We start from the raw sequence: 24,733 nt of genomic DNA on the forward strand, positions 1-24,733 counted from the left end.
AACCATGACGTCGTCGAAGCGAAACCGCGCCGAGGCCCTGCCCCAGGACCTCCAGGAAGCACTCCGCCGCCGGCTCGCCGGACGCGCCGCGGGCGCCGCCGCCCGGCGGACCATCCCGCACGCGGACCGCGGCCGGCCGCTGCCGCTGTCCTTCGCCCAGCAGCGCCTGTGGTTCCTGGACCGGCTGCGCCCCGGCGACCCGCGCTACAACAGCGCGGTCGCGCTGCGGCTCACCGGAACCCTCGACCACACCGCCCTGACCGCCGCGCTGGAACGGACGGCGGGCCGGCACGAGGCGCTGCGCACCACGTTCGACGAGACCGACGGCAGCCCCACCCAGACCGTGCACCCCGCCGGGCCCCTCCCGCTGCCCGTCCGGGACCTGACGGCTCCCGGCGACGGGCCGGCGGACCTGGACGCGGTGCTGCTGGCCGAGTACGAGCGCCCCTTCGACCTGCGCACCGGGCCACTGCTGCGCGCCCTGCTGCTCAGGGAGGCGCCCGACACGCACGTCCTGCTGCTGACGGCCCATCACATCGTCACCGACGGCTGGTCGATGGGCGTGCTGCTGGAGGAGCTGTGCGCCGCCTACGACGCCCTCGCCCGGGGCGAGAGACCCGAGCTGCCGCCGGTGGCGACGCAGTACCCGGACTTCGCCGTCTGGCAGCGCGAGCAGCTGTCCGGGGACCGGCTGGAGCGCGAACTGGCGCACTGGAAGGAGCGGTTGTCCGGGGCGGTGGCACCCGGGCTGCCGCTGGACCGGCCGCGCCGCGGCGAGGAGTCCGGCGCGGGCGCGGTGCACACCTTCACCGTCCCCGCGGCCACCACCGCCCGGCTGAAGCACCTCGCGGCCGAGCGGCACACCACCCTGTTCGCGGCCCTGGCCGCCGCCTGCCAGGCCCTGCTGGCCCGCTGGTCCGGGCAGGACGACATCACCGTCGGCTCCCTCACCCCCGGACGCGGGCGCACCGACCTGGAACGGGCCGTCGGGTTCTTCGTCAACACCGTCGTGCTGCGCACCCGCGTCGAGGCCGGCGCGTCCTTCCGTGATCTGCTCACCGCCGCCGCGGACACCGTCAACGACGCCTTCGCCCACGGCGACACGCCGTTCGAACGGCTGGTGGAGGCCGTCGGCGCGACCCGTGAGGCGGGCCGCAACCCCCTGTTCGACGTGATGGTCCTGCTGCACCCCGCGCCGCCCGCCGCCCCCGACCCCCGCGGCCTGGCCACCGCCCCGGTCGCCGTTCCCCGGCGGGCCGCCACCTTCGACCTGAGCGTGGAGTTCGTCCCCGACGGGGACGGGCTGACCGGCCTGCTGGAGTACCGCACCGACCTGTTCGACGCGGCCACCGCCGAGCGCATGGCGGACCAGTTGCTGCGCACGCTGGACGGCGCCGCCGCCGACCCGGACCGCCCGCTCGGCGCCCTGCCCCTGCTCTCGCCCCGGCAGACGCGGCAGGTGACGGAGGACTGGAACGCGACCGCGCGGCCCGTGCCCGAGGAGACCCTGCCCGAGCTGTTCGCGCGGCAGGCCGCCCGCACCCCGCACGCCACCGCCCTGGTCGCCGGGGACGTACGCCTGGACTACGCGACGCTCGACGCCCGCGCCGACCGTCTCGCCCGCCACCTGCTCGCGCGCGGCGCGGGACCCGAGCGGCTGGTCGCCCTCAGGCTGCCCCGCACCGCCGACATGATCGTGGCGATCCTCGCCGTCTGGAAGGCCGGCGCCGGCTATCTGCCCCTGGACCCCGCGCTGCCCGAGGACCGGGTGCGGTTCCTGCTGGACGACGCGCGGCCGTCGCTCGTCCTGGACGAGGCCGCCCTGCGGGACCTGTCCGCCGCCGACCCCGGCCCCGCCACCGACGCTGCTGCCGCCGGCCCCGCCGCCGACGCTGCCGCCGCCGGCCCCGCCGCCGACGCTGCCGCCGCCGGCCCCGCCGCCGACGCGGGTCCGCTCGCGCCGCCGGACCCGGACACCACCGCCTACGTCCTCTACACCTCCGGCTCCACCGGCCGTCCCAAGGGGGTGGCCGTGGCCCACCGTTCCGCGGCGAACCTCCTGGCGGGCCATCGCGAGGGCTTCGTCGCCGAGGCGGGCGGCGGGCCGCTGCGGGTGGCGCTGACGGCGTCGTTCTCCTTCGACACCTCGCTGGAGGGCGTGCTGCTGATGGCCGACGGCCACCCGCTGCACCTGGTCGACGAGACGACCCGGCTGGACGCCGCCGCGCTGGTCGAGTACGTCGTCGCACACCGCATCGACTTCCTCGACCTGACCCCCACCTACCTGCGCCAGCTGCTGCCCGCCGGCCTGCTCACCGACCCGCGCCACCGCCCCCGGGTGCTGATGCTCGGCGGCGAGGCCGTCGGGCCCGCCCTGTGGCGGGAGCTGGCGACGCGGCCGGACGTGGCCGCGTACAACTTCTACGGGCCCACCGAGTGCACGGTCGACGCCCTGGCCTGCCGCATCGAGGGCGACGGCCGCCCGACCGTCGGCCGGCCGCTCGCCAATGTGCGCGCCTACGTCCTCGACGACGGGCTCCGGCCCGTGCCGCCCGGGGTCGGCGGCGAGCTGTACCTGGCCGGCGTCCAACTGGCCCGCGGCTACGCGGGCCGGCCGGGGCTCACCGCCGCACGGTTCCTGCCCGACCCGTTCGGCCCGCCCGGCACCCGCATGTACCGCACCGGTGACCTGGCCCGCTGGACCGCCGACGGACGCCTGGACCACCTGGGGCGCGCCGACGACCAGGTCAAGGTCCGCGGTCACCGCATCGAGCCCGGCGAGGTCGAGGCGGCCCTGACGGAGCAGCCCGGCATCGCCGCCGCCGCGGTCGTCGCCGTCACCGACCCGCACGGCCACACCCGGCTCGCCGCCTACCTGGTGCCGGCGGGCCCTGAGGCGCGGCTCACCGCGGCCGACGTGCGGGCGGCCTGCCGGCGCGTGCTGCCCGACCACATGGTGCCGTCCTCCTTCACCGTGATCGACGCCCTGCCGACGACCGTCAGCGGCAAGGTCGACCGGCGTGCCCTGCCCGCACCCGACCTCGACGGCGGCGAGCGCGAGAGGGAGTTCGTCGCCCCGCGCACCCCCGAGGAGGAGACCCTCGCCCGCGTCTGGACCGAGGTGCTGGGCGCGCGCCGGGTCGGCGTGACGGACAACTTCTTCGAGCTGGGCGGCGACTCCATCCTCAGCATCCAGGCCGTCTCCCGCGCCCGCGCGGCCGGTCTCCGGCTGACCTCGCGGGACGTCTTCCGGCACCAGACCGTCGCCGACCTCGCCGCCGCCGCGTCCGCGCGGACCGCCGACGTGCCCGCGCCCCGGCGCCCGCGCGAGGAGGGCCCGGCGCCGCTGACGCCGGTCCAGGAGTGGTTCTTCGCCACGCACGGCCCGCTGCGGCACTTCAGCATGTCGATGCTGCTGGACCTGCCGCACGACCTGGACGAGCCGGCCCTGGAGCGCGCCCTGGAGGCACTGGTCGCCCACCACCCCGCGCTGCGCACCCGCTTCCTCCGCTCGGGAGACACCTGGCGCCAGCACCCCGGCGACGCCCCGGCCACCGGCCCCCTCACCCGCCACGACCTCTCCCGCCACGACCTCTCCCGCCACGACCTCTCCCGCCACGACCTGTCCCGCCACGACCTGTCCCGCCACGACCTGTCCCGCCACGACCTGTCCCGCCACGACCTGTCCCGCCACGACCTGTCCCGCCACGACCTCTCCCGCCACGGCCCCTCCCGTCACGACCTGTCCCGCCACGACCTCACCCGCCACGATCTCTCCCGTCACGGCCTCTCCCGTGCCGCCGACGCGACGGCCGCCCGCGAGGAGGCCGCCGAGGCGGCCCGCGCCGGGCTCGACCCGGAGACCGGCACGCTGCTGCGCGCCGCCCTGCTGCCGCCCCTTCCCGGCGGGCGCCCCCAGCTCTTCGTCACCGCGCACCACCTGGCGGTGGACAGCGTCTCCTGGCGCGTCCTCCTCGCCGACCTCGCGCGGGCCTACCGGCAGGCGGCCCAGGGCGACCCGGTCCACCTGGAGCCCGTGCCCACGCCGTTCGCCGACTGGGCCGCCCACCTGTCCCGCCGGGTGCGCGATGGCGACTTCGACGCCGACCTGCCGCACTGGACGGCCGAGGCCGCCGAACCCCGTACCCCGCTGCCCGTGGACCGTCCCGGCACCCCGCTCGCCGGCTCGGTCCGCACCCTGCGCACCCGCGTGGACCGCGCCACCACCGGGGCCCTGCTGCGCCAGGTGCCCGCGGTCTACCGCACGCAGGTCAACGACGTGCTGCTCAGTGCGCTGAGCCGGGTCCTCGCCGACTGGACGGGCACCGAGCGGGTGACCGTCGCCCTGGAGGGCCACGGCCGCGAGGACGACACGCTGGACCTGTCCCGCACGGTGGGCTGGTTAACCACCCAGTACCCCGTCACCCTGGCACCCGCCGGACCGTCCGACGCGCCCGACTGGGGCACGACCCTCAAGACGGTGAAGGAGCGCCTGCGGGCCGTTCCCCGGCACGGTCTGAGCTACGAGGCCCTGGCCCGCCTCGGCTCGCCCGACCCGGCCGCCCGCGCCCTGCGGGACCTGCCGCTGCCGCAGGTCTGCTTCAACTACCACGGCCAGTGGGAGGCCGGCGACGGTCGGGACTTCGCCCCGGCGGGCGAGGCGCCCGGCCGGGACGTCGCCGCCGACGAGCCACCGGCCCACCTGCTGGACGTCTCCGCCGTGGTCGTCGGCGGCGAACTGGAGATCACCTGGCACTACAGCGACCAGGTGCACGACGAGGACACCGTCCGCGCCCTCGCCGACGGCATGACCCGCGCGCTCGCCGCGATCGCCGGGCACTGCGGCCGCCCCGGCGCGGGCGGCCGCACCCCGTCCGACTTCCCGCTGGCCCGCCTCGACCAGGACCGCCTGGACCGGCTGGTCGGCGACGGGCGGGACGTCGAGGACGTCCTGCCGCTGACCCCGCTCCAGGAGGGCATGCTCTTCCACCGGCTGGTCGGCGGCCCCGACGACGTCTACGTCGACCAGGCGGCGCTCCTGCTCGACGGCGTCGCCGACCCGCACGCCCTCGCCGTGGCCTGGCAGCGCGTCACCGACCGCACGCCCGCCCTGCGCACCCACGTGGTCTGGGAGGACGTACCGGTGCCCCTCCAGGTCGTGCGCCGGGACGCGCGGGTGCCGGTGACCCACCTCGACTGGCGGGACCTGGACGAGCCGGAGCGCGCCGAGCGCCTCGCCCGGCTGCGGGCGGACGACCTGGCCCGCGGCATCGACCTCGCCGCCGCGCCGCTGATGCGGCTGGCCCTGGTCCGGCTGCCCGACGCGCGGCTGCACCTGCTGTGGACCTCCCACCACCTGATCCTGGACGGCTGGAGCCTGGCCCAGGTGCTGACCGAGGTGTTCGAGGAGTACGCGGCGCTCACCGCCGGCGCCGAGTCCCGGCCGCCGGTACGGCGTCCCTTCGGCGACTACGTGCGCCGGCTCGCCGAGCAGGACCCGGGCGCCGCCCGCGCGCACTGGCAGGACGTCCTCGCCGGCTTCACCACCCCCACCCCGCTGCCCGCCGACCGCCCCCTGCGCGAGGCCCACCTGGCCCGCTCCGCCCAGGTGCACGCGGCCGGCCTGGACGACGAGGCGTCGGCCCGGCTGGCGCGCACCGCACGCGACGCCGGACTCACCCTCAACACGGTCGTCCAGGGCGCCTGGGCGCTGCTGCTGGCCCGGTACGCCGCCGAGGACGACGTGGTGTTCGGCACCACCGTCTCCGGCCGGCCCGACGACCTGCCCGGCGTGGAGTCGATGGTGGGCATGTTCATCAACACCGTACCGACCCGGGTGCGGGTCGACGCCGGGCGCCCGGCCGGCGCGTGGCTGCGGGAACTGCAGGAGGCCCAGGCCGAGTCGAGACGGTTCGCGGCCGTGTCGCTGGCCGAGCTGACCCAGCTGAGCGACGTGCCGTCCGGCAGCCCGCTCTTCCACAGCATGGTCGCCTTCGAGAACTACCCCTTCGACGAGGCCCGCACGGCCGGCTCCGGGGTCCGCCTGGCCGAGGTGACCTCCCGCGACGCCACCAACTACCCCCTCGTGCTCCGTGCCCACCACGGCGGACGCCTCGGCTTCGACCTCGCCTACGACCCCGCCCTGTTCGACGCGGCGACCGTCCGCTCGCTCGCCGACCGGCTGTGCCGGCTCCTCACGGAGCTGGCCGACGGCCTCCACCGACCGCTGCGCACCCTGGCCCGGCCGACCGCCGCGGAACGGCGCACGCTCACCGACCGCAGCGGCACCGACCGGACCGGCACCGACCGCGACGGCATCGACCGGACCGGCGTCGACCGCGACGGCATCGACCGGACCGGCACCGACCGCGACGGCACCGACCCCGGCCGCCCCGAGCAGACCCTGGTCGACCTCTTCGAGGCGCAGGCCGCCCGCACGCCCGGTGCCGTCGCCGTCACCTGCGGAACCGAGCGACTGGACTACGCGACGCTCGACGCCCGCGCCGGCCGGCTCGCCCACCGGCTCGCCGAACTCGGCGCCGCGCCCGAGCGGTTCGTCGCCCTCGCCCTGCCCCGCTCGTGCGACCAGGTCGTCGCGATCCTCGCCGTCCTGAAGACCGGCGCGGCCTACCTGCCGATCGACCCGGCCTCGCCCGCCGAACGCATCGGCCACCTCCTCGCCGACGCCGCCCCGGTGATCCTGGTGACCACGACCGGCACGGCCGCCCGGGTCGACGGCACCGACGTACCCCTGCTGCTCCTCGACGACCCGCGGGTCGCGGCCGACCTCGCTGGGCGCCCGGCCACCGGACCCGCCCCGGCCCGCCGGCCGCTGCCGGAGAGCCCCGCCTACGCCATCCACACCTCCGGCTCCACCGGCCACCCCAAGGGCGTGGTGATCCCGCACGCCAACGTGGTGCGGCTGTTCACCCGCACCCGCCACTGGTTCGGCTTCGGCGCGGACGACGTGTGGACGATGTTCCACTCCTACGCGTTCGACTTCTCCGTGTGGGAGCTGTGGGGCGCGCTGCTGCACGGCGGCCGGCTCGTCGTCGTGCCCGACGAGACCGCCCGCTCCCCGGAGGACTTCCTGCGCCTGCTCGCGGACGAGCGGGTCACCGTCCTCAACCAGACGCCGTCCGCGTTCCACCCGCTGATCCGCGCCGACGCCGAACACCCCGGGACCGGCGCCCGCCTCGCGCTGCGCACGGTGGTCTTCGGCGGCGAGGCCCTGGACGTCGGCCGGCTCGCCGACTGGTGGACGCGCCACCCGGCCGCCGCACCGCGGCTGGTCAACATGTACGGCATCACCGAGACCACCGTGCACGTCACCCACGCCCCGCTCGGCCCCGACACCGCCGCCGACGGCCCCGCGAGCCCCATCGGCACGGCCATACCGGACCTGCGGGCGTACGTGCTCGACGCGGACCTGGCACCCGTGCCGCTTGGCGCGAGGGGCGAACTGTACGTGGCGGGCGAGGGCCTGGCCCGCGGCTACCTGGGCCGCCCCGGCCTCACCGCCACCCGCTTCCTCGCCGACCCCTTCGGCCCGGCCGGCACCCGCATGTACCGCACGGGCGACCGGGCGAGATGGCGGGCCGACGGCACCCTGGAGTACCTGGGCCGCACGGACGCCCAGGTGAAGATCCGCGGCTACCGCATCGAACCCGGCGAGATCGAGGCGGCCCTGCACACCCACCCCGGCGTCGCCGAGGCCGCGGTCGGCGTGTTCGAGGACGCCTCCGGCACCCGCCGGCTCGTGGCGCACGTCGTCGGCTCCGGCGGCGCGGCCCCCGCGGCGGCCGGGCTCCGCGCCCACCTGGAGCGCCTGCTGCCCGCCCACATGGTGCCCGCCGCCTACGTGCCGATGGACGCGCTGCCGCTCACCGTCAACGGCAAGCTCGACCGGCGCGCCCTGCCCGCGCCGGGCGCGGACGGCTACGCCGCCGGCCCCGACCGGACCGCGCCGCGCACACCCGCCGAACGGCTGGTCGCCGCCGCCTGGGCGGACGTCCTGGGAGTCGAGGAGGTGCACGCCGGCGACGACTTCTTCGCGCTCGGCGGCGACTCCATCCTCGCCGTCCGCGTCACCGCCCGGCTGCGCGCCGCGTTCGGCCCCGACGTCTCCCCGAGGCTGCTGTTCACCCGCCCCACGGTGGCCGCCCTGGCCGCCGAGCTCGGCGAACCGGCCGCCGGCGCGCCCGCCCCACCGGCCGACGCGATACCGGCGACCGCCCCGCGGACGCCGGCGCCGTTGTCGTACGCCCAGCAACGCCTGTGGTTCCTCGACCGGTTCGAGCCCGGCGGCACCGAGTACACGACGCTGTCCGTGCTCCGCCTGCGCGGACCGCTCGACGTGAGAGCCCTGCGCACCGCGCTGGACGGCCTGGTCGCGAGGCACGAGGCGCTGCGCACCACGTTCGCCGAACAGGACGGACAGGTACGGCAGGTGGTGCACCCGCCGCACCGGGTCGACCTGCCCGTGGACGACCTCACCACGGCCCCGGACGGGCGGGCGGCCCTGGACGCGCTGCTGGAGCGCGAGGCCGCCACCCCCTTCGACCTGGCCACCGGCCCGCTGCTGCGCGCCCGGCTGGCCCGCGCGCCGGCCGATGCCGAACACGCCGAACACGCCGAACACGGCGAGCACGCCGAGCACGCCGAGCACGCCGAGTACCCCGAGCACGCCGAACACGCCGAGCACGTCCTCGTCCTCGCCGTCCACCACATCGTCACCGACGGCTGGTCGCTCGGCGTCCTCGGCCGGGACCTGGGCGAGCTGTACGCCGCGGCACACGAGGGCCGCCGCCCCGAACTGCCGGAGCTGCCCGTCCGGTACGCCGACCACGCCGCCTGGCAGCGCGCCCGCACCGACCACGTCGAGCGGCAACTCGACCACTGGCGCCGGGTGCTGGACGGAGTGCCCCCGCTGGAGCCGCCGACCGACCGGCCGCGTCCCGCCGTACGGACCCGGGACGGCGCGCTGGTGACCTTCACCCTGCCCGCCGGGCTGACCGACCGGCTGCGCGAGCGGGGCCGGGAGGCCGACGCCACCTTGTACATGACGCTGCTGACCGCCTGCACGGCCCTGCTGTCCCGCTGGGCCGACCAGGACGACTTCGCCGTCGGCACCGTCACCGCGGGCCGTGAGCGCCCCGAACTGCACGACGTGGTCGGCATGTTCGTGAACACACTGGTGCTGCGCAACCGGGTGCGCCCCGGCACGTCGTTCCGCGCGCTGCTGGAGCGGGTGCGCGGCACCGTCCTGGAGGCGTTCGCCCACCAGGACGTGCCCTTCGAGCGGCTGGTGGACGCCCTCCAGCCCGAGCGGGACACCAGCCGCACCCCCCTGTTCCAGGTCATGGTCGCCCTGCACAACCTGGGCGCCGAGGCTCCCGCGCTCCCGGACCTGGACGTCGAGCCGGTCACCCCGCCGGTCCGGCACGCCACGTTCGACCTGGCCTTCGACTTCGTGGAGGGCGACGGCGGGGTCACCGGCCACCTGGAGTACGACACCGCCCTGTTCGACGAGGACACCGTCCGGACCCTGGCCGCCCGCCTGCGGCTGCTCCTGGAGGCCGCGGCGCAGGACCCCGACCGGGACGTGCGGGCGCTGGAGCTGATGACCGCCGACGAGCGGCGCCGGGTGCTCCACGACTGGCAGGGGCCGCGCCTCGCGGTTCCCGAGGCCACCTTCCCCGCCCTCTTCGAGGCGCAGGCGGCCCGCACCCCGCACCTCACCGCCCTGGTGGCACGGGACGCCACACTCGACTTCGCCGCCCTCAACGAGCGCGCCAACCGGCTCGCCCACCACCTCCTCGCCCAGGGCGCCGCCCCCGAGCGGGTGGTCGCCGTACGGCTGCCGCGCACCTCGGACCTGCCGGTGGCGGTGCTCGCCGTCGCCAAGGCGGGCGGCACCCTGCTCTGCCTCGACCCCGACCTGCCCGCCGAACGCGCCGCCCACCTCCTCGCCGACGCGGCCCCGCACACCGTGCTCACCGAGGACGCCCTGAGCGACACGCCCTGGGACCGGCTGCCCGCCCACGACCCCACCGACCGCGACCGCCCGGCCCCGCTGCGCCCGGACCACGCCGCCTACATCGTCTACACCTCCGGCTCCACCGGCCGGCCCAAGGGCGTCGTCGTCGAACACCGCCACCTGGTCAACCTCTGCCACGACCACCGCGAAGGGCTCGTCGCCCCGCACACCGCCGACGGCCGCCGGCTGCGCGCCGCGCTGAGCGCCTCGTTCTCCTTCGACACCTCCTGGGAGGGACCCCTGCTGCTCGCCCTCGGGCAGGAGGTCCACCTCGTCGACGAGGACACGCGCCTGGACCCGGACGCGTTCTGCGCCCAGATCGCCGAGCGCGGCCTGGACCTGGTCAACGTCACCCCGTCCTTCCTGCGCGAACTCACCGCCGCCGGACTCCTCGCACCCGGCCGCCACCACCCGCGCGTCCTGCTCGTCGGCGGCGAGGCGACCGGCCCCGACACCTGGCGGGAGCTGTGCGCCGCCGCCGGCGCCGGCGTCACCGCCTACAACATGTACGGGCCCACCGAGTGCACCGTCGACGCCACGTACGGGCGCGTCACCGACCACCCGGACCGGCCCGTCATCGGCCGGCCCGGCCGCAACCTGCGCGCCTACGTCCTCGACGGCACCCTGCGCCCGGTGCCGCCCGGCGTGCCCGGCGAGCTGTACCTGGCCGGCGCCCAGGTGGCCCGCGGCTACCTCGGCCGCCCCGGCCTGACCGCGTCGCGTTTCCCCGCCGACCCGTTCGGCGCGCCGGGGGAGCGGATGTACCGCACCGGCGACCGCGCCCGCTGGGACGAGCGGGGGCTGCTGGAGTTCCTGGGCCGCGCCGACGAGCAGATCAAGATCCGCGGGTTCCGCATCGAACCCGGCGAGGTCGAGGCCGCGCTGCTCGCCCACCCGGACGTGTCCGAGGCGGTGGTGACGGCACGCGAACACGCGGGCCGGCTCATGCTCGTGGCGCATCTGGTGCCCGCCCGGGGCACCGTCCCGACCGCCGACGAACTGCGCCTCGCGCTGCGGCGCACCCTGCCGGACCACATGGTGCCGGCGGCGTTCGTCCCGCTGACGCGGATCCCGCGCACCAGCAGCGGCAAGACCGACCGGCGCGCCCTGCCCGCCCCGTCCGAGCGGCCCGACCCCGCCACCGCGTACGTGGCACCGCGCCCCGGCACCGAGGAGACCCTCGCCGCGATCTGGGCGGACGTCCTGCGGACCGAACGGGTGGGCGCGCGGGACAACTTCTTCGCGCTCGGCGGCGACTCCATCCTCAGCATCCAGATCGTCTCCCGGGCCCGCCAGGCCGGACTGGCGCTGACCACCAAGGACGTCTTCCGCCACCAGACCGTCGCCGAACTCGCCCTCCGCGTCACCGAGGCGGCTCCCGCCGCGGCGGACCCGGCCGCACCCGCCGAGGCACCGCTCACCCCGATCCAGCGCTGGTACCTCGACGGCCGCCGCCCCGGCGACCCGCTGCGCTTCACCATGTCGCAGCGGATCGAACTGGCCCCCGGCACCGACCTGTCCGCCCTGCGCCCCGCCGTGGACGCCCTCGTCCGCCACCACCCGGCCCTGCGCACCCGCTTCCCCCGCACCGACGACGGCCGGCGCCAGGAAGTCCTGCCGGACGTCCCCGACGGCGTCCTCACCCACCACGACGTGACCGGCCTGGACGGCCCCGCGCTGGAGGCCGAGGTGCGCCGCACGGCGGACGCGGCCCGGGACTCCCTCGACCCGGCCGAGGGCCGGGTGGCGCGCGTCCTGCTCTTCGACCGCGGCCCCGACCTGCCCGCGCAACTCGTGATCACCGTCCACCACCTGGTCGTCGACGGCGTCTCCTGGCGGATCCTGCTGGCCGACCTGGAGAGCGCCCACCGCTCGGCCGCCGGCGGACGCCCCGTCGCCCTGCCCCCGGCCACCACCGCGTACGGCCACTGGGCGGCCCGCCTGGAGACGCACACCCGGTCCGGCGCCCTGGACGGCGACCTCCCCTACTGGGAACGCACCGCGAAGGCCCCCGCCGACCTGCCCGCGGGCCGGCCCGGCCCCAACCCCCACGGCACCGCCGCCACGGTCACCGTCACGCTGGACACGGAGACGACCGAGGCCCTGCTGCGCCGGGTCCCGGAGGTCTACCGCACCCAGGTCAACGACGTCCTGCTCAGCGCCCTCGGCCGCACCCTGGCCCGCTGGTGCGGGCGCGACACCGTGCTGATCGGGGTGGAGGGCCACGGCCGCGAGGACCTCTTCGACGACGTGGACCTGTCCCGGACGGTCGGATGGTTCACCGCCGAGTTCCCCCTCGCGCTGAGCGTCGCCCCCGACGCCGGCTGGCACGACACCCTGCGCTCGGTCAAGGAGCAGCTGCGCGCGGTGCCGCTGCACGGCCTGAGCCACGGCGCGCTGCGCCACCTGCGGCCCGACAGCCCCCTGGCCGCCGCCCCGGCGCCGCGGGTCGGCTTCAACTACCACGGCCGGTGGGACACCGACGGCAACCGCGGCGGCCTGTACGGCGCCGCCCTGCCCCCGGCCGGCTCCGACACCGACCCCGACGCCCCCCGCCCCTACCTGCTGGACATCACCGGCGTGGTCCAGGGCGGCCGCCTCGAACTCGGCTGGACCTACCCGCCGGCCGTCTACGACGAGGCCACCGTCCGCGAACTAGCCGACCAGATGTGCGCGGCGCTGCGGGACATCGCCGCCCACTGCGCCCGCCCCGACGCGGGCGGCCGCACCCCGTCGGACTTCCCCCTCGCCGGGCTCGGCGGGCCGGAGCTGGACCGCCTCGTGGGCGACGGCCGGCACGTGGCCGACGTCCTGCCGCTGACGCCCCTGCAGGCCGGGATGCTCTTCCACGGCCTGGTCGACACGGCGGGCGCCTACTTCGACCGCACGGCCGTACGCCTGTCCGGGGTGAGCGACCCGCGGGCCTTCGCCGCGGCCTGGCAGCAGGTCGCCGACCGCACCGAGGCCCTGCGCACCAGCGTCCACTGGCAGGGCCTGCCGCACCCGGTCCAGGTCGTCCACCACCGCGTGGAGCTGCCCGTCACCCACCTGGACCGGCGGCACCTGACCCCCGAGGAACGGCAGAGGGAGACCGAGGCCCTGATCGCCGCCGACCGCGCGGCGGGCATGGACCTCACCACCGCACCCCTCACCCGCGTCACCCTGGCCGCCCTGCCCGGCGACGAGATCCTGCTGCTGTGGTCCTCCCACCACCTGATCCTGGACGGCTGGAGCACCGGGCAGCTGCTCACCGAGGTGTGCGAGCGCTACGCCGCGCTCACCGGCGGCCGCGAAGCCCCCGCGCCGGTCCGGCGCCCGTTCTCCGACTTCCTGCGCTGGCTGCGCGACCAGTACGCCTCGGCCGAGGAGGCGGCCGAGGCGTACTGGGCCGACGCCCTCGCCGGCTTCCCGGCCCGCACCCCGCTGCCGTACGACCGCACACCGGCCGAGGCGCACCGCGCCCGCGCCGCCGCCACCGTGCGCCGGGAGCTGGACGAGCGGGTCTTGGCGCGGCTGCGGCAGACGGCGGCCCGCGCCGGGCTGACGGTGAACACCGTGGTCGAGGGCGCCTGGGCGCTGCTGCTGGCCCGCCACGGCGGACGCGACGACGTCGTGTTCGGCACGACCGTCTCCGGGCGTCCGGCCGAACTGCCGGGCGTGGAGTCGATGATCGGCATGTTCATCAACACCGTGCCCACCCGGATCCGCACCACGGGCGGGGGAGCGGCGTCCTGGCTGCGGGACGTGCAGGAGCGGCAGAGCGACGCCCGGCGCTTCGACTTCCTCGCGCTGCCCCGCATCCAGGCGCTGAGCGAGGTCCCGGCGGGCGAGGCGCTGTTCGACAGCATGGTGGTGTTCGAGAACTACCCCGTCGACGAGTCCGCCACCGCCCGCACCGGCGTACGCGTCGAGGAGGTGCGGGCCGACGACGCGCCGACGTTCCCGCTGTGCCTGCGCGCCCACCTCGGCGACCGGCTCGGCATCGACCTCGCCTACGACGCCGACCTGTTCGACGCGGACACGGCCGAACGCCTCGCCGCCCGGCTCGCGGTCGTCCTGACCGCCCTCGCCGACGCCATCGGGACCGACGCGGACGTGACCGGCCTGCCGCTGCTGACCGAGGACGACCGCGCCCTGCTCCGGCGGTGGAACGCCCCCGCCCGGCGGACGGTGCCGCGCAGCCCCGTCGAGCTGTTCGCCGAGCAGGCCCGCCGCACCCCCGACGCGCCCGCCCTGCGCGACGGCGACACGGAGCTGACGTACCGCCGCCTCGACGACTGGTCCGACGCCGTGGCGTCCCGGCTCCTCGCCGGCGGCCTGCGGGCGGAGGACCGGGTGGCGCTGCCGATGGACCGCTGCGCCGAACTCGTCGTCGCCCAGCTCGCCGTCCTCAAGGCGGGCGGCGCCTACGTGCCGGTGGACGCCCGCGCCCCCGAGGAGCGGCGCCGCACGCTGACCGAGCGGGCGGGCGCGACGGCCCGGCTGACCGCCGCGGACGTCGCCGCCGCCCGCACCCCCGTGCCGGGCGCGCCCACGGCCGTGCCCGCGGACGCCGACCGGGTGGCGTACGTGATGTTCACCTCCGGCTCGACCGGCGAGCCCAAGGCGGTCGCGGTGCGCCACCGCGACGTGGCCGCCCTCGCCACCGACAGCCGCTTCACCGGCGGGGTGTGCGACCGGGTGCCGCTGCACTCCCCGGTGGCCTTCGACGCCGCCACCTTCGAGGTGTGGGCGCCCCTGCTGGGCGGCGGCTGCGTGGTCGTGGCACCGCCCGGGCCGGTGGACGCGGCACTGCTGCGGCACCTGGTCCGCGGCGGCGGCCTGAGCGCGCTGTGGCTGACCGCCGGTCTCTTCCGGCTGCTGGCCCAGGACGCGCCGGACTGCTTCGCCGGCCTGCGCCAGGTGTGGACCGGCGGCGACGTGGTGCCCGCCGCGGCCGTACGCCGCGTGCTGTCCGCCTGCCCCGGCCTGACCGTCGTGGACGGCTACGGACCCACCGAGACGACGACGTTCGCGACGTCCTTCGCGCTCACCGACGCGACGGCCGTCCCCGACACCGTGCCCATCGGCCACCCGCTCGACGACATGCGGGTCCACGTCCTCGACGGCCGGCTGCGGCCCGTACCGCCGGGCTGCGCCGGCGAGCTGTACCTCGCCGGCGACGGCGTGGCCCGCGGCTACCTGGGCCGTCCCGGCGACACCGCCGCCCGCTTCCTCGCCGACCCCGCCGGCCCGCCCGGCACCCGCATGTACCGCACCGGGGACCTGGCCCGCCGCCGCCCCGACGGCACGGTCGAGTTCCTGGGCCGCGCCGACGACCAGGTGAAGATCCGCGGCTTCCGCGTCGAACCCGGCGAGGTGGAGGCGGCCCTCGCGGCGCATCCCGAGGTCGCGGACGTGGCGGTGCTGGCCCGCGAGGACCGGCCCGGCGCCCGGCGCCTGGTGGCCTACCTGGTCGGCCCCGAAGACCTCGCGGCCGTAGAGGAGTTCGCCCGGCGCGCGCTGCCCGACTACCTGGTGCCCTCGGCGTTCGTCGCCCTGCCCGCGCTGCCGCTCAGCGGCAACGGCAAGGTCGACCGGGCCGCCCTTCCGGCGCCGGAGACCTCCGGCGAGGACCGGCAGGGCGCGCCGACGGCACCGCGCACGGACGCCGAGCGCCGCGCCGCCGACGTCTTCGCGGAGGTCCTGTCCATGGCCCGGCCCGGCGTGGAGGACGACTTCTTCCGGCTGGGCGGCGACTCCATCCTCAGCATCCGGCTGGCCGCCCGCCTGTCCGAGGCGTTCGGCACCGACGTGTCACCGCGCGCGGTGTTCACCCACTCCACCCCCGCCGCCCTCGCCGCCCTGCTCACCGCGGAGCCGTCCGGCGACGCCGCGCCCACCGCGATCGTCCCGGTCCCGCGCGACACGCCCGCCCCGATGTCGTACGCCCAGCAACGCCTGTGGTTCCTGGAGGAGTTCGCGCCGGGCAGCGGCGAGTACGTCACCGCGCTGGCCCTGCGCCTGCGCGGCCGGCTCGACGTGCCCGCGCTCACCGCGGCCCTGCGCGCCCTGGCCGAGCGGCACGAGGCGCTGCGCACCACCTTCGACGCGGTCGACGGCCACGGCGTGCAGATCGTCCACCCGGCGCCGGACGTGCCGCTGCCGCTGCACGACCTGTCGGGAACGGCGCCGGACGAACGGGCGGCCCGGCTGGAGGAGCTGCTGGAGGCCGAGCGGGCCCGCACGTTCGACCTGCGGCGGGGCCCGCTGCTGCACGCGGGGCTGATCAGGCTCTCCGGCGACGAGCACGTCCTGACGCTGACCCTGCACCACATCGTCACCGACGGCTGGTCCACCGCGGTGCTCACCGGTGACCTCGCCCACCTCTACCGCGCCGAACTGGGCGAGGAGGCGGGGCAGTTGCCGCCGCTGCCGGTGAGTTACGCCGACTACGCCCACTGGCAGCGCGGCAACGGCACCGACGAACACCTCGCGTACTGGAAGGAGCACCTGACCGGTCTGGAGACGCTGGACCTGCCCACCGACCGGCCGCGTCCCGCGGTGCGCACCCACGACGGGGCCACCGTGCGCCTCGTCCTGCCGCGCGGCACCGCCCGCCGCCTCGTCCAGGTGGGCCGGGACCGGCAGGCCACCCTGTTCACCACGCTGGTCGCCGCCGCACAGGCCTACCTGGCCCGGCTGACCGGCGGCCGGGACATCACCGTCGGCACGGTCACCTCCGGCCGCGACCGCGCCGAGACCCAGAACCTCGTCGGGTTCTTCGTCAACACCCTCGTCCTGCGCACCCGCGTCGAACCCGACCGCCCCTTCCCCGAGTTCCTCACCGAGGTGCGCGCCACCGTGCTGGACGCCCTCGCCCATCAGGAGGCGCCGTTCGAGCGCGTGGTGGACGAGGTGCAGCCGGTCCGCGACACCAGCCGCACCCCCTTGTTCCAGGTCATGGTGGTGTTGCAGAACGCCCCGGCCGCCGGCCTCGACCTGCCCGGCGTCGAGGTCACCGACGTCGACACGGACCTGCGGCACGCGGCGTTCGACCTCACCCTGGAGTTCGCCGAGACCGGCACCGGGGAACTGCACGGCCTGCTCACGTACAACACCGGCCTGTTCGACGCGGCCACCGCCGAACGGATGGCCGACCAGCTCGGCACGCTCCTGACCGCCGTCGCCGACGACCCCGACCGGACCCTGGGCGCCCTGCCCCTCGCCGCCGACGAGACGCTCAAGGCCGTCCTCGACCAGGGCCGCGGCACCGCCCGCCCGGTACCGGCGGCGACGCTGCCGGAGCTGTTCGAACGGCAGGCCGCCCGCACCCCCGACGCCGTGGCCCTGGCCGACGCCGACGGTCGCGAGCTGACCTACGCGCAGGTCGAACGCGCCGCCAACCGGCTGGCGCACCGGCTCATCGCCCGGGGTGTGGGACCCGAGCGGATCGTGGCGCTGGCCCTGCCCCGCGGCGCGGAGACGGTGGTGGCGCAGCTCGCCGTGGCCAAGGCCGGCGGCGCGTTCCTGCCCGTCGACCCGGACTACCCCGAGCGGCGGCGGGAGTTCATGCTGCGCGACGCGGACGCCTGGCTCGTCCTGGACGACCCCGCCGCCGTACGGGACGCGGACGGGCCGGACACCGCGCCCACGGACGCCGACCGCACGGCCGCGCTGACCGTCGACCACCCGGCGTACGTGATCTACACCTCCGGTTCCACCGGCACACCCAAGGGCGTGACGGTGACGCACAGCGGCCTGGCCGCCTTCGCCGCGGCCGCCGCCGACCGCTACGCGGCGGGCCCCGGCGCCCGGGTCCTGCAGTTCGCCTCGCCCAGCTTCGACGCCTCGGTGCTGGAGCTGTGCGTGTCCCTGCTCGCCGGAGCCACCCTCGTCACCGGGGAGGAGGGCCCGCTCGTCAGCGAGCGGCTCGCCCAGGCCCTCGCCGACCGGCTGGTCAGCCACGCGCTGATCCCGCCCGCCGCCCTGGCCACGCTCGACCCCGCGACCGCCGACGCCCTGCCGCACCTGCGCACCCTCATCGTCGGCGCCGAGGCATGCCCGGCCCACCTCGTCGAACGGTGGGCACCCGGCCGACGCATGATCAACTCGTACGGCCCGACCGAGGCGACCGTCGTCGCCACCTGGACCGGCCCCCTCGCCCCCGGCACGGGCGCCCCGCCGATCGGCCGCCCGGCCGGCGCCACCCGCGTCCACGTCCTCGACGCCGCCCTGCGCCCCGTGCCGCCCGGCGTCACCGGCGACCTGTACGTGGCCGGACCCGGACTGGCCCGCGGCTATCTGAACCGGCCCGGCCTGACCGCCGCGCGTTTCCTCGCCGACCCGTTCGGCGCGCCGGGGGAGCGGATGTACCGCACCGGCGACCTGGCCCGCTGGGACGCCTCCGGCGCACTGCGCTTCGCCGGACGCGCCGACGACCAGGTGAAGCTGCGGGGCTTCCGCATCGAGCCCGCGGAGATCGAGGCCGCGCTGCGCCGCGGCCCGCGGGTGCGCGACGCGGTGGTCACCGTGCGCGGCGGCGGCACCGACCCGGACGGCCGGTCCGGCGGACGGCTCGTGGCCTACGTCGTGCCCGCCGAGGGCACCCCGGACGAACTGCCGGTGCCGGAGCTGCGCGACCACCTCGCCGGGCTGCTCCCGCCGCACATGGTCCCCTCCGCGTTCGTGCCGCTGGAGCGACTGCCGCTCACCCCCAACGGCAAGACCGACCGCGGCGCCCTGCCCGAACCCGGCCCCGCGCACACCGCCGCCGGACCGCGCACGGCACCGCGCACCGACACCGAACGCCGCATCGCCCGCATCTGGGCCGACGTCCTCGGCGTGGCCGACGTCGGCGCGCACGACAACTTCTTCCACCTCGGCGGCGACTCCATCCTCAGCATGCAGGTCGTCTCCCGGCTGCGGCGGGACGGACTGCACCTGGCCACCCGCGACCTGTTCACCCACCAGACGGTCGCCGAACTGGCCGGCGTCGTCGGCGTTGTCGCCGGCACGTCCCGGCACTTGGGGGAGGGGCCGGTGAGCGGGGACGTGCCGCTCACCCCCATCCAGGAGTGGTTCCTGACCAGCCCGCGCGCCAGCCACGCCCACTTCAACCAGTCGCTGCTGCTGGAACTGGGCGCCCCCCTGGACGACGCCGCCCTGGAAACGGCCCTGAACGCCCTGCTCGACCACCACGACGCCCTGCGCATGCGCTTCACCGAGAGCGAGAGCGAGAGCGAGAGCGAGGGCGAGGGCGAGGGCGAGGGCGAGGGCGAGGGCACGGGCACAGGCACGGGCACAGGCACGGGCACGGGCACGGGCGGCTGGCGCCAGTTCACCCCGCCGCCGTCCGACACCGACCGCGACCGGCTCCTGCACCGCCACGACCTGGGCGGGCTGACCCCCGCCGAGGCCGACACGGCGATGGAGAAGGCCGCCGACGACCTGCACACCGGCTTCGACCTGGCGCGCGGCCCGCTGCTGCGGGCGGCCCTGTTCACCGGGGACGCCGACCGGCCCGCCTTCCTCCTCCTGGTCGCCCACCACCTCGTCGTGGACGCCGTGTCCTGGCGCATCCTGCGCGACGACCTGGAGGCCGCCTACCGGCAGGCCGCCCAGGGCGAGCCCGTCGCGCTCGGCGAACGCACCACCTCCTTCCGCGACTGGGCCCGAGGACTCGCCGCGCACGTCGAGTCCGGCGCCCTCGACGACGAACTGCCCTACTGGGAGCGGGCGGTCGACGCCGGGCCGCCGCCTGCCGGGACACCGGGCGGGCCGCAGACGGGCCTCGTCGACACGCTCACCGTCGCCCTGGACGAGGCGGACACCGAGGCACTGCTGCGCGCCGCGCCGACCGCCTACCGCACCCGCGTCAACGACGTGCTGCTCGCCGCCCTCGCCCTGGCCCTGGCCCGCTGGACCGGCCGCGAGGAGGTCCGCCTGGACCTGGAGGGGCACGGCCGGGAGGACGTCCTCGACGACGTGGACCTGTCCCGCACGGTCGGCTGGTTCACCACCGTCCACCCCGTCGCCCTCCGGGTGCCCGAACCCGCCGAACCCGGCCCCGCCCGGGACTGGCGGACCCTGGTGAAGTCGGTGCGGCGTCAACTGCGCGCGGTGCCCGGCAACGGCCTGGGCTTCGGCGCGCTGCGCACCTTCGGCCCGCCCGAGGTGCGCGAGCGGCTCGGACGGGCCGCGCACGGCCAGGTCGTCTTCAACTACCTGGGCCAGTGGGACGCCCGCCCGGAGAACCCCGGCGACGGCCTGGTCCGCGCCGAGCACGGCTCGTTCGGACGGCACCACGACCCGCGCGACAGCGGCTCCCACCCGCTGGAGGTCGTCGGCGCGGTGCAGGGCGGCCGGCTGTCCTTCACCTGGCACCACCGCCCCGCCCTGCACGCCACGGACACCGTGCGACGTGTCGCGGACGACTTCGCCGAGGCCCTGCGCCACATCGCCCAGCACGCCAGGAACAGCCGGTGACGCCCCGCCCCGCGGCCCGCGCCCCACCGCCGGACACCCCGCCACCGGCCCGTCGCCCGACCCCCACCGAACCCGAGAGAGCGAGACCGACAGACATGGACGAGAACACCCGCTACCAGGTGCTGCGCAACGACGAGGAGCAGTACTCGCTGTGGCCCGTCGACGTGGAGGTGCCCGCCGGCTGGCAGCCCGTCGGCAAGGAGGGCACGGAGGCGGAGTGCTCCGCCTACGTCGACGAGGTCTGGACCGACATGCGCCCGCGCAGCCTGCGGGAGCGCATGGAGAACGTCGAAGCCTGACACGTCCCGCGCGACCGCGAAGGACCGGCCGGGGTGCGTCCCGCAACCGCGCCCCGGCCCGCGCCCCGCCCGCCGCCGGCCCGTCCCGAGGAGCCGTCATGACACCGGTACTGCACACCGAACGACTCACGTTCCGGCCCTACCGCCCCGAGGACGAGGACGTCTTCGTGGCCCTGCTGCGCGACGAGGAGGTCTGCCGCTGGATGGGCCAGGAGCGCGTGCCGGAAGCCGACCTCCGCACGCTGTTCCGCGCCATCCTCACCGACGTCTACCCCCAGCGCAGGTTCGACGTGTGGGGACTGTGGCGCGAGGAGGTCTACGTCGGCCACGCGGAGGTGAAGAAGACCGGCAACGTCGACGGCCACGAACTGATCACCGCCCTCGCCCCCGGGCACTGGGGCCGGGGCCTGGGCACCGAAGCGGTCCGCGGCCTGCTCCGCCACGCCGCCGCCGACCTGGGCCTGAAGGAGGCCTACGGCATGGTCGGCGCCGGCAACACCGCCAGCCTGGCACTGTGCCGCCGCATGGGCTTCCGGCACGTACGCGACGTGGTCGGCGACGACGGCACCGTGACCCGGATGATGGTGATCCCGACGACCGACCCGGACTGACACCGGGCGCCGGCCGGGAGCGTCACGGCGCACCCGCGGGCGTGTCATCAACGAGTACCGGCGAGCAGCCTGCCCCCTCCCGGACAGACGACCTGGTCAACGGTGCGAACGGGGATTTCCGCGCGGGACGGGCTTCGACGACGAAGGCCACCTGCTCCAAGTCGCTGGCCCCCGCGAAGAAGCAGGCCGCCGGCAACCCGGTGGCCACCCTGTTCCACGGCATCGCCCCGGCCGGCGCCCGCTGACCCGGCCCGCTCGGCCTACGGCCGGCCGGGAAGACCCGAGCCCGAGGCGGTGGCGCGGTGCCGCCGGACCATGCCTGCGGCGAGCGGTGCCCGGTCGAGGTCGCCGGCCCGGATCCGGCCCGCGACCGTGCGCCGGACCAGCCGGTCGGCGAGACCGGGGCAGTGCCGGGCGAGCGCGATCTCGATCCGGCCGCGACCGGTGGTGGCCACGTCGCGCGGCGCCTTGCGGGCGGTGGCGGCACGCAGGATCGCGTCGACCACGCCCTCCAGCGGCTCGTGCCGGGAGACGCCGTCGAGAGAGAGTCCGGCGGCGGCCGAGGCGTCGTGGATCGGTGAGGCGACCATGCTCGGGTGGACCACGCTCACCCCGATGTGGGTGCCGACCTCGAGCCGGAGTGCGTCGGCGTAGGCGGTCACCGCACGCTTGCTGACGCCGTACCCGGCGGCCAGCGGCAGCGCCATGAAGGCCATCCGGCTGGCGACGAAGACGATCCGTCCGCGCGAGGTCTCCAGCGCTCCGATCGCGGCGGCGGTGGTCCGCCAGGCGGCCAGCAGGTTGACCTCCAGCTGCCGGTGGACCGCCGCGTCCGGGGGCAGCTCGGCCGGGGCGGGGCCGCCGACCCCGGCGTTGTTGATCAGGAGGTCGAGTCCGCCGAGGCGCTCCACGGCGGCGGCCACGGCGGCCGGGCCTGCCTCCGGGTCGGTCAGGTCGGCGCCGAGTACGGGCACTTCGCCGACCGCGCCGTCCCGCAGGTCGAGCCCGACCACCCGGGCGCCGGCGGCGGTGAGCCGCTCGCACAGCAGCCGGCCGAAGGTGCCTGCCGCGCCGGTGACGATCACGCGGCGGCCGGTGAGCGTGGTCATGCGGATTCTCCCTGGTTGGTGGCCACGGCAGCGGTCGGGGCCGCCCGGCGCGGCGGCGCTCCGTACGTCACCCCGCGGCCCGCGCGACGGCGTCGGACACCCTCGGTCAGCTCCCGGGCGGCCAGGGCGAGGTAGGCGTCGAAGTCGATCCGCATGGCGGGCCGGCGTCCGCCCCACCGGGCGGTGGCAGCGCGCAGGTCCGCCGCGCAGTCGGCGCGCTGGGCGGCCGGGTCCGGCAGGGCGTACTCGCCGGCCAGGTGGGCGGCGACCAGCCGGGCCTGCGCCTCGACCACCGGCAGCGCGGAGCCGGTGGACTGCATCAGCCCGACGAAGAACAGCCCGGTGGTGTCGAGCGGGAAGACGTGCCGGTAGAGGTGGAGCGCGTCCGGGCCCGGGCTCAGCAGCGCCGGGTCGAGGAAGGGGATCTCCACCCGGTAGCCGGTGCACCACACCACCAGGTCGACCGGGTCGGTACGGCCGTCGGTGAAGGTCACCGTGGAGCCGTCGATCCGGCTGATCCCCGGGCGGACCCCGATCTCGCCATGGGTGATCCGGCTCAGCACCGTGTCGGAGAGGGTCGGGTGGTCCTGCAGGAAACCATGGGCGGGGGCCGGCAGCCCGTAGCGCCCGGGCCGCCCCACGGCCGCGGTGATCATGGCCTGGCTGATCCGCTGGCGCACCCGCCAGGGCAGCCGCCGGGCAAGCGCGCCGTTGAGGCTGTCGGAGGGCTTGCCGAGCAGGTACTTGGGGACGATCCAGACCCCTCGGCGCAGCGAGAGCAGGGTGGCCGTGGCCGTGTGCGAGGCGTCGACCGCGATGTCCATGGCGGAGTTGCCGCCTCCGACCACCAGCACCCGCCGTCCGGCGAGCTGCTCCGGACCGCGGTAGTCGTGGCTGTGCAACTGCTCGACCGCGGGCGTGCCCGGGTAGGGGGGCGTGGGGAGCCGGGGGGTGCTGTTGTGCCCGTTGGCGACCACGACCGCCTCGGCGGCCACGGTGACCGGGCCGTCCGGGCCGTCGGCGGTGACCCGCCAGGACCCGTCGTCGCAGCGGGTGACCTGCCGCACGGTGTGCCGGAAGCGGATCGAGTCACCGAGCCCGAAGCGGTCGGCGTAGCCGGCGAGGTACTCGGCGATCCGGGTGTGGTCCGGATAGTCCGGCCACTCGACGGGCATCGGGTGGTCGGCGAACTCCGTGCGCCGCCGGGAGGTGTTGAGGTGCAGGGTCCGGTAGGCGGAGGAACCCGGCGCTCCGAGGACCCACAGGCCACCGGGGCGGTCGCCGGAGTCGAAGCAGAGCGCGGACACCCCCCGGTCGGCGAGCGCCTTGAGCGTCGCCAGTCCGGCCGGTCCCGCACCGATCACCACGACCCGGGGCTCCCCGAGCATGCCGGCCTCCCTGACGCACTTGGTGGCAATTAATCCATCAGCCGTTGGATTGATGGCCCAGGCATCATGCGGCCGCGCCGGTGGGCGCGTCAAGGCACGCCGGGGACGGAAGGGGCGGGGTCAGCCGGCGCCCGGCCCGTACATCCGGTCCATCCAGCGGTGCAGAAAGGCCCGCAGCTCCCGGCGCTCCCGCGCGCCGGCCCGCCCGGAGAGCAGGCTCACCACATGCGCGTGCACCGCCCAGACCAGGCTGCGCACGGCGATGTGCGGAACCGGCTCGGTCAGCAGGCCCGCCGCGTCCGCCTCCGCCAGCGCCTGCTCGACCTGGCGGTAGAGGGGGGTCGCGTACCGGGCGTCGAACTCCGCGTGCCGCTCCGGCTCCAGCCAGCGGCGCAGCCACAGCGCGGTGGTCTCCGGACGGTCCTCGAGGAAGTCGACGAAGGCGTCGAGCAGTTCGTGCAGGGCCGCGAGTGCGGCACGGGCCGCCGCGTCCCCGGCGGCCTCACCGTAGGCCGCCACCGCGCCCAGCGCCGCCTCGGCGGCCTCGCGCAGTGCGGCCCGCTCGGCCTCGAACACGCGGGCGAAGCAGGCGTCGTACAGCTGGGCCTTGGTGCCCACGTGGTGATGGACGGTGGACACGTCCACTCCGGCCGCCGTCGCGATGTCGCGGACCCCGACCGCATCGAAGCCGTGCCGGGCGAACAGTCCGGTGGCCGCCTCCACGATCAGATCGGCGGTGGCGCGCTGCTCGGCGAGGCGTGGCCGCCCTGGGCGGCGCCGGGGAGTCGTCATATCCGCCATCCTGCCTTACTATCCAGCG

7 protein-coding genes are annotated in these 24,733 nt (G+C 76.4%); 4 read left to right on the plus strand and 3 right to left on the minus strand.

Annotated elements, in window-relative coordinates; genetic code table 11:
- Positions 1 to 4: 4 nt before the first annotated feature.
- From ACFV9M_RS02555 to ACFV9M_RS02570, 4 genes are all read left to right on the plus strand, one after another.
- Positions 5 to 20,506, plus strand: coding sequence for a non-ribosomal peptide synthase/polyketide synthase (locus ACFV9M_RS02555; RefSeq protein ID WP_385102316.1), 20,502 nt, complete (start codon positions 5 to 7; stop codon positions 20,504 to 20,506).
- A gap of 95 nt (positions 20,507 to 20,601) precedes the next feature.
- A complete protein-coding gene (locus tag ACFV9M_RS02560; protein ID WP_385064838.1) occupies positions 20,602 to 20,805 on the plus strand; it encodes an MbtH family protein in 204 nt (67 codons plus the stop codon).
- Positions 20,806 to 20,903: 98 nt separating this feature from the next.
- Positions 20,904 to 21,416 (plus strand): GNAT family N-acetyltransferase, encoded by a 513-nt coding sequence (locus ACFV9M_RS02565; protein ID WP_385064841.1) that lies wholly within the window; start codon positions 20,904 to 20,906, stop codon positions 21,414 to 21,416.
- A gap of 41 nt (positions 21,417 to 21,457) precedes the next feature.
- Positions 21,458 to 21,661 (plus strand): hypothetical protein, encoded by a 204-nt coding sequence (locus tag ACFV9M_RS02570; protein ID WP_385064844.1) that lies wholly within the window; start codon positions 21,458 to 21,460, stop codon positions 21,659 to 21,661.
- A 15-nt stretch (positions 21,662 to 21,676) separates the two neighbouring features.
- On the opposite strand, the gene ACFV9M_RS02575 is transcribed toward ACFV9M_RS02570, so the two are convergent.
- From ACFV9M_RS02575 to ACFV9M_RS02585, 3 genes are all read right to left on the minus strand, one after another.
- Positions 21,677 to 22,525: an SDR family NAD(P)-dependent oxidoreductase gene (locus ACFV9M_RS02575; RefSeq protein ID WP_385064847.1), complete on the minus strand. Its 849-nt coding sequence runs from the start codon at positions 22,523 to 22,525 to the stop codon at positions 21,677 to 21,679.
- Complete coding sequence (locus ACFV9M_RS02580) at positions 22,522 to 23,913, minus strand: flavin-containing monooxygenase (RefSeq protein WP_385064850.1); 1,392 nt, start codon at positions 23,911 to 23,913, stop codon at positions 22,522 to 22,524. Before ACFV9M_RS02580 ends, ACFV9M_RS02575 begins: the two co-directional genes overlap by 4 nt.
- A gap of 120 nt (positions 23,914 to 24,033) precedes the next feature.
- Positions 24,034 to 24,705 (minus strand): TetR/AcrR family transcriptional regulator, encoded by a 672-nt coding sequence (locus tag ACFV9M_RS02585; RefSeq protein ID WP_385064853.1) that lies wholly within the window; start codon positions 24,703 to 24,705, stop codon positions 24,034 to 24,036.
- Positions 24,706 to 24,733 lie beyond the last annotated feature (28 nt).

This window comes from Streptomyces sp. NPDC059895 (assembly GCF_042731035.1).
In the GTDB taxonomy this organism is placed as follows: domain Bacteria; phylum Actinomycetota; class Actinomycetes; order Streptomycetales; family Streptomycetaceae; genus Streptomyces.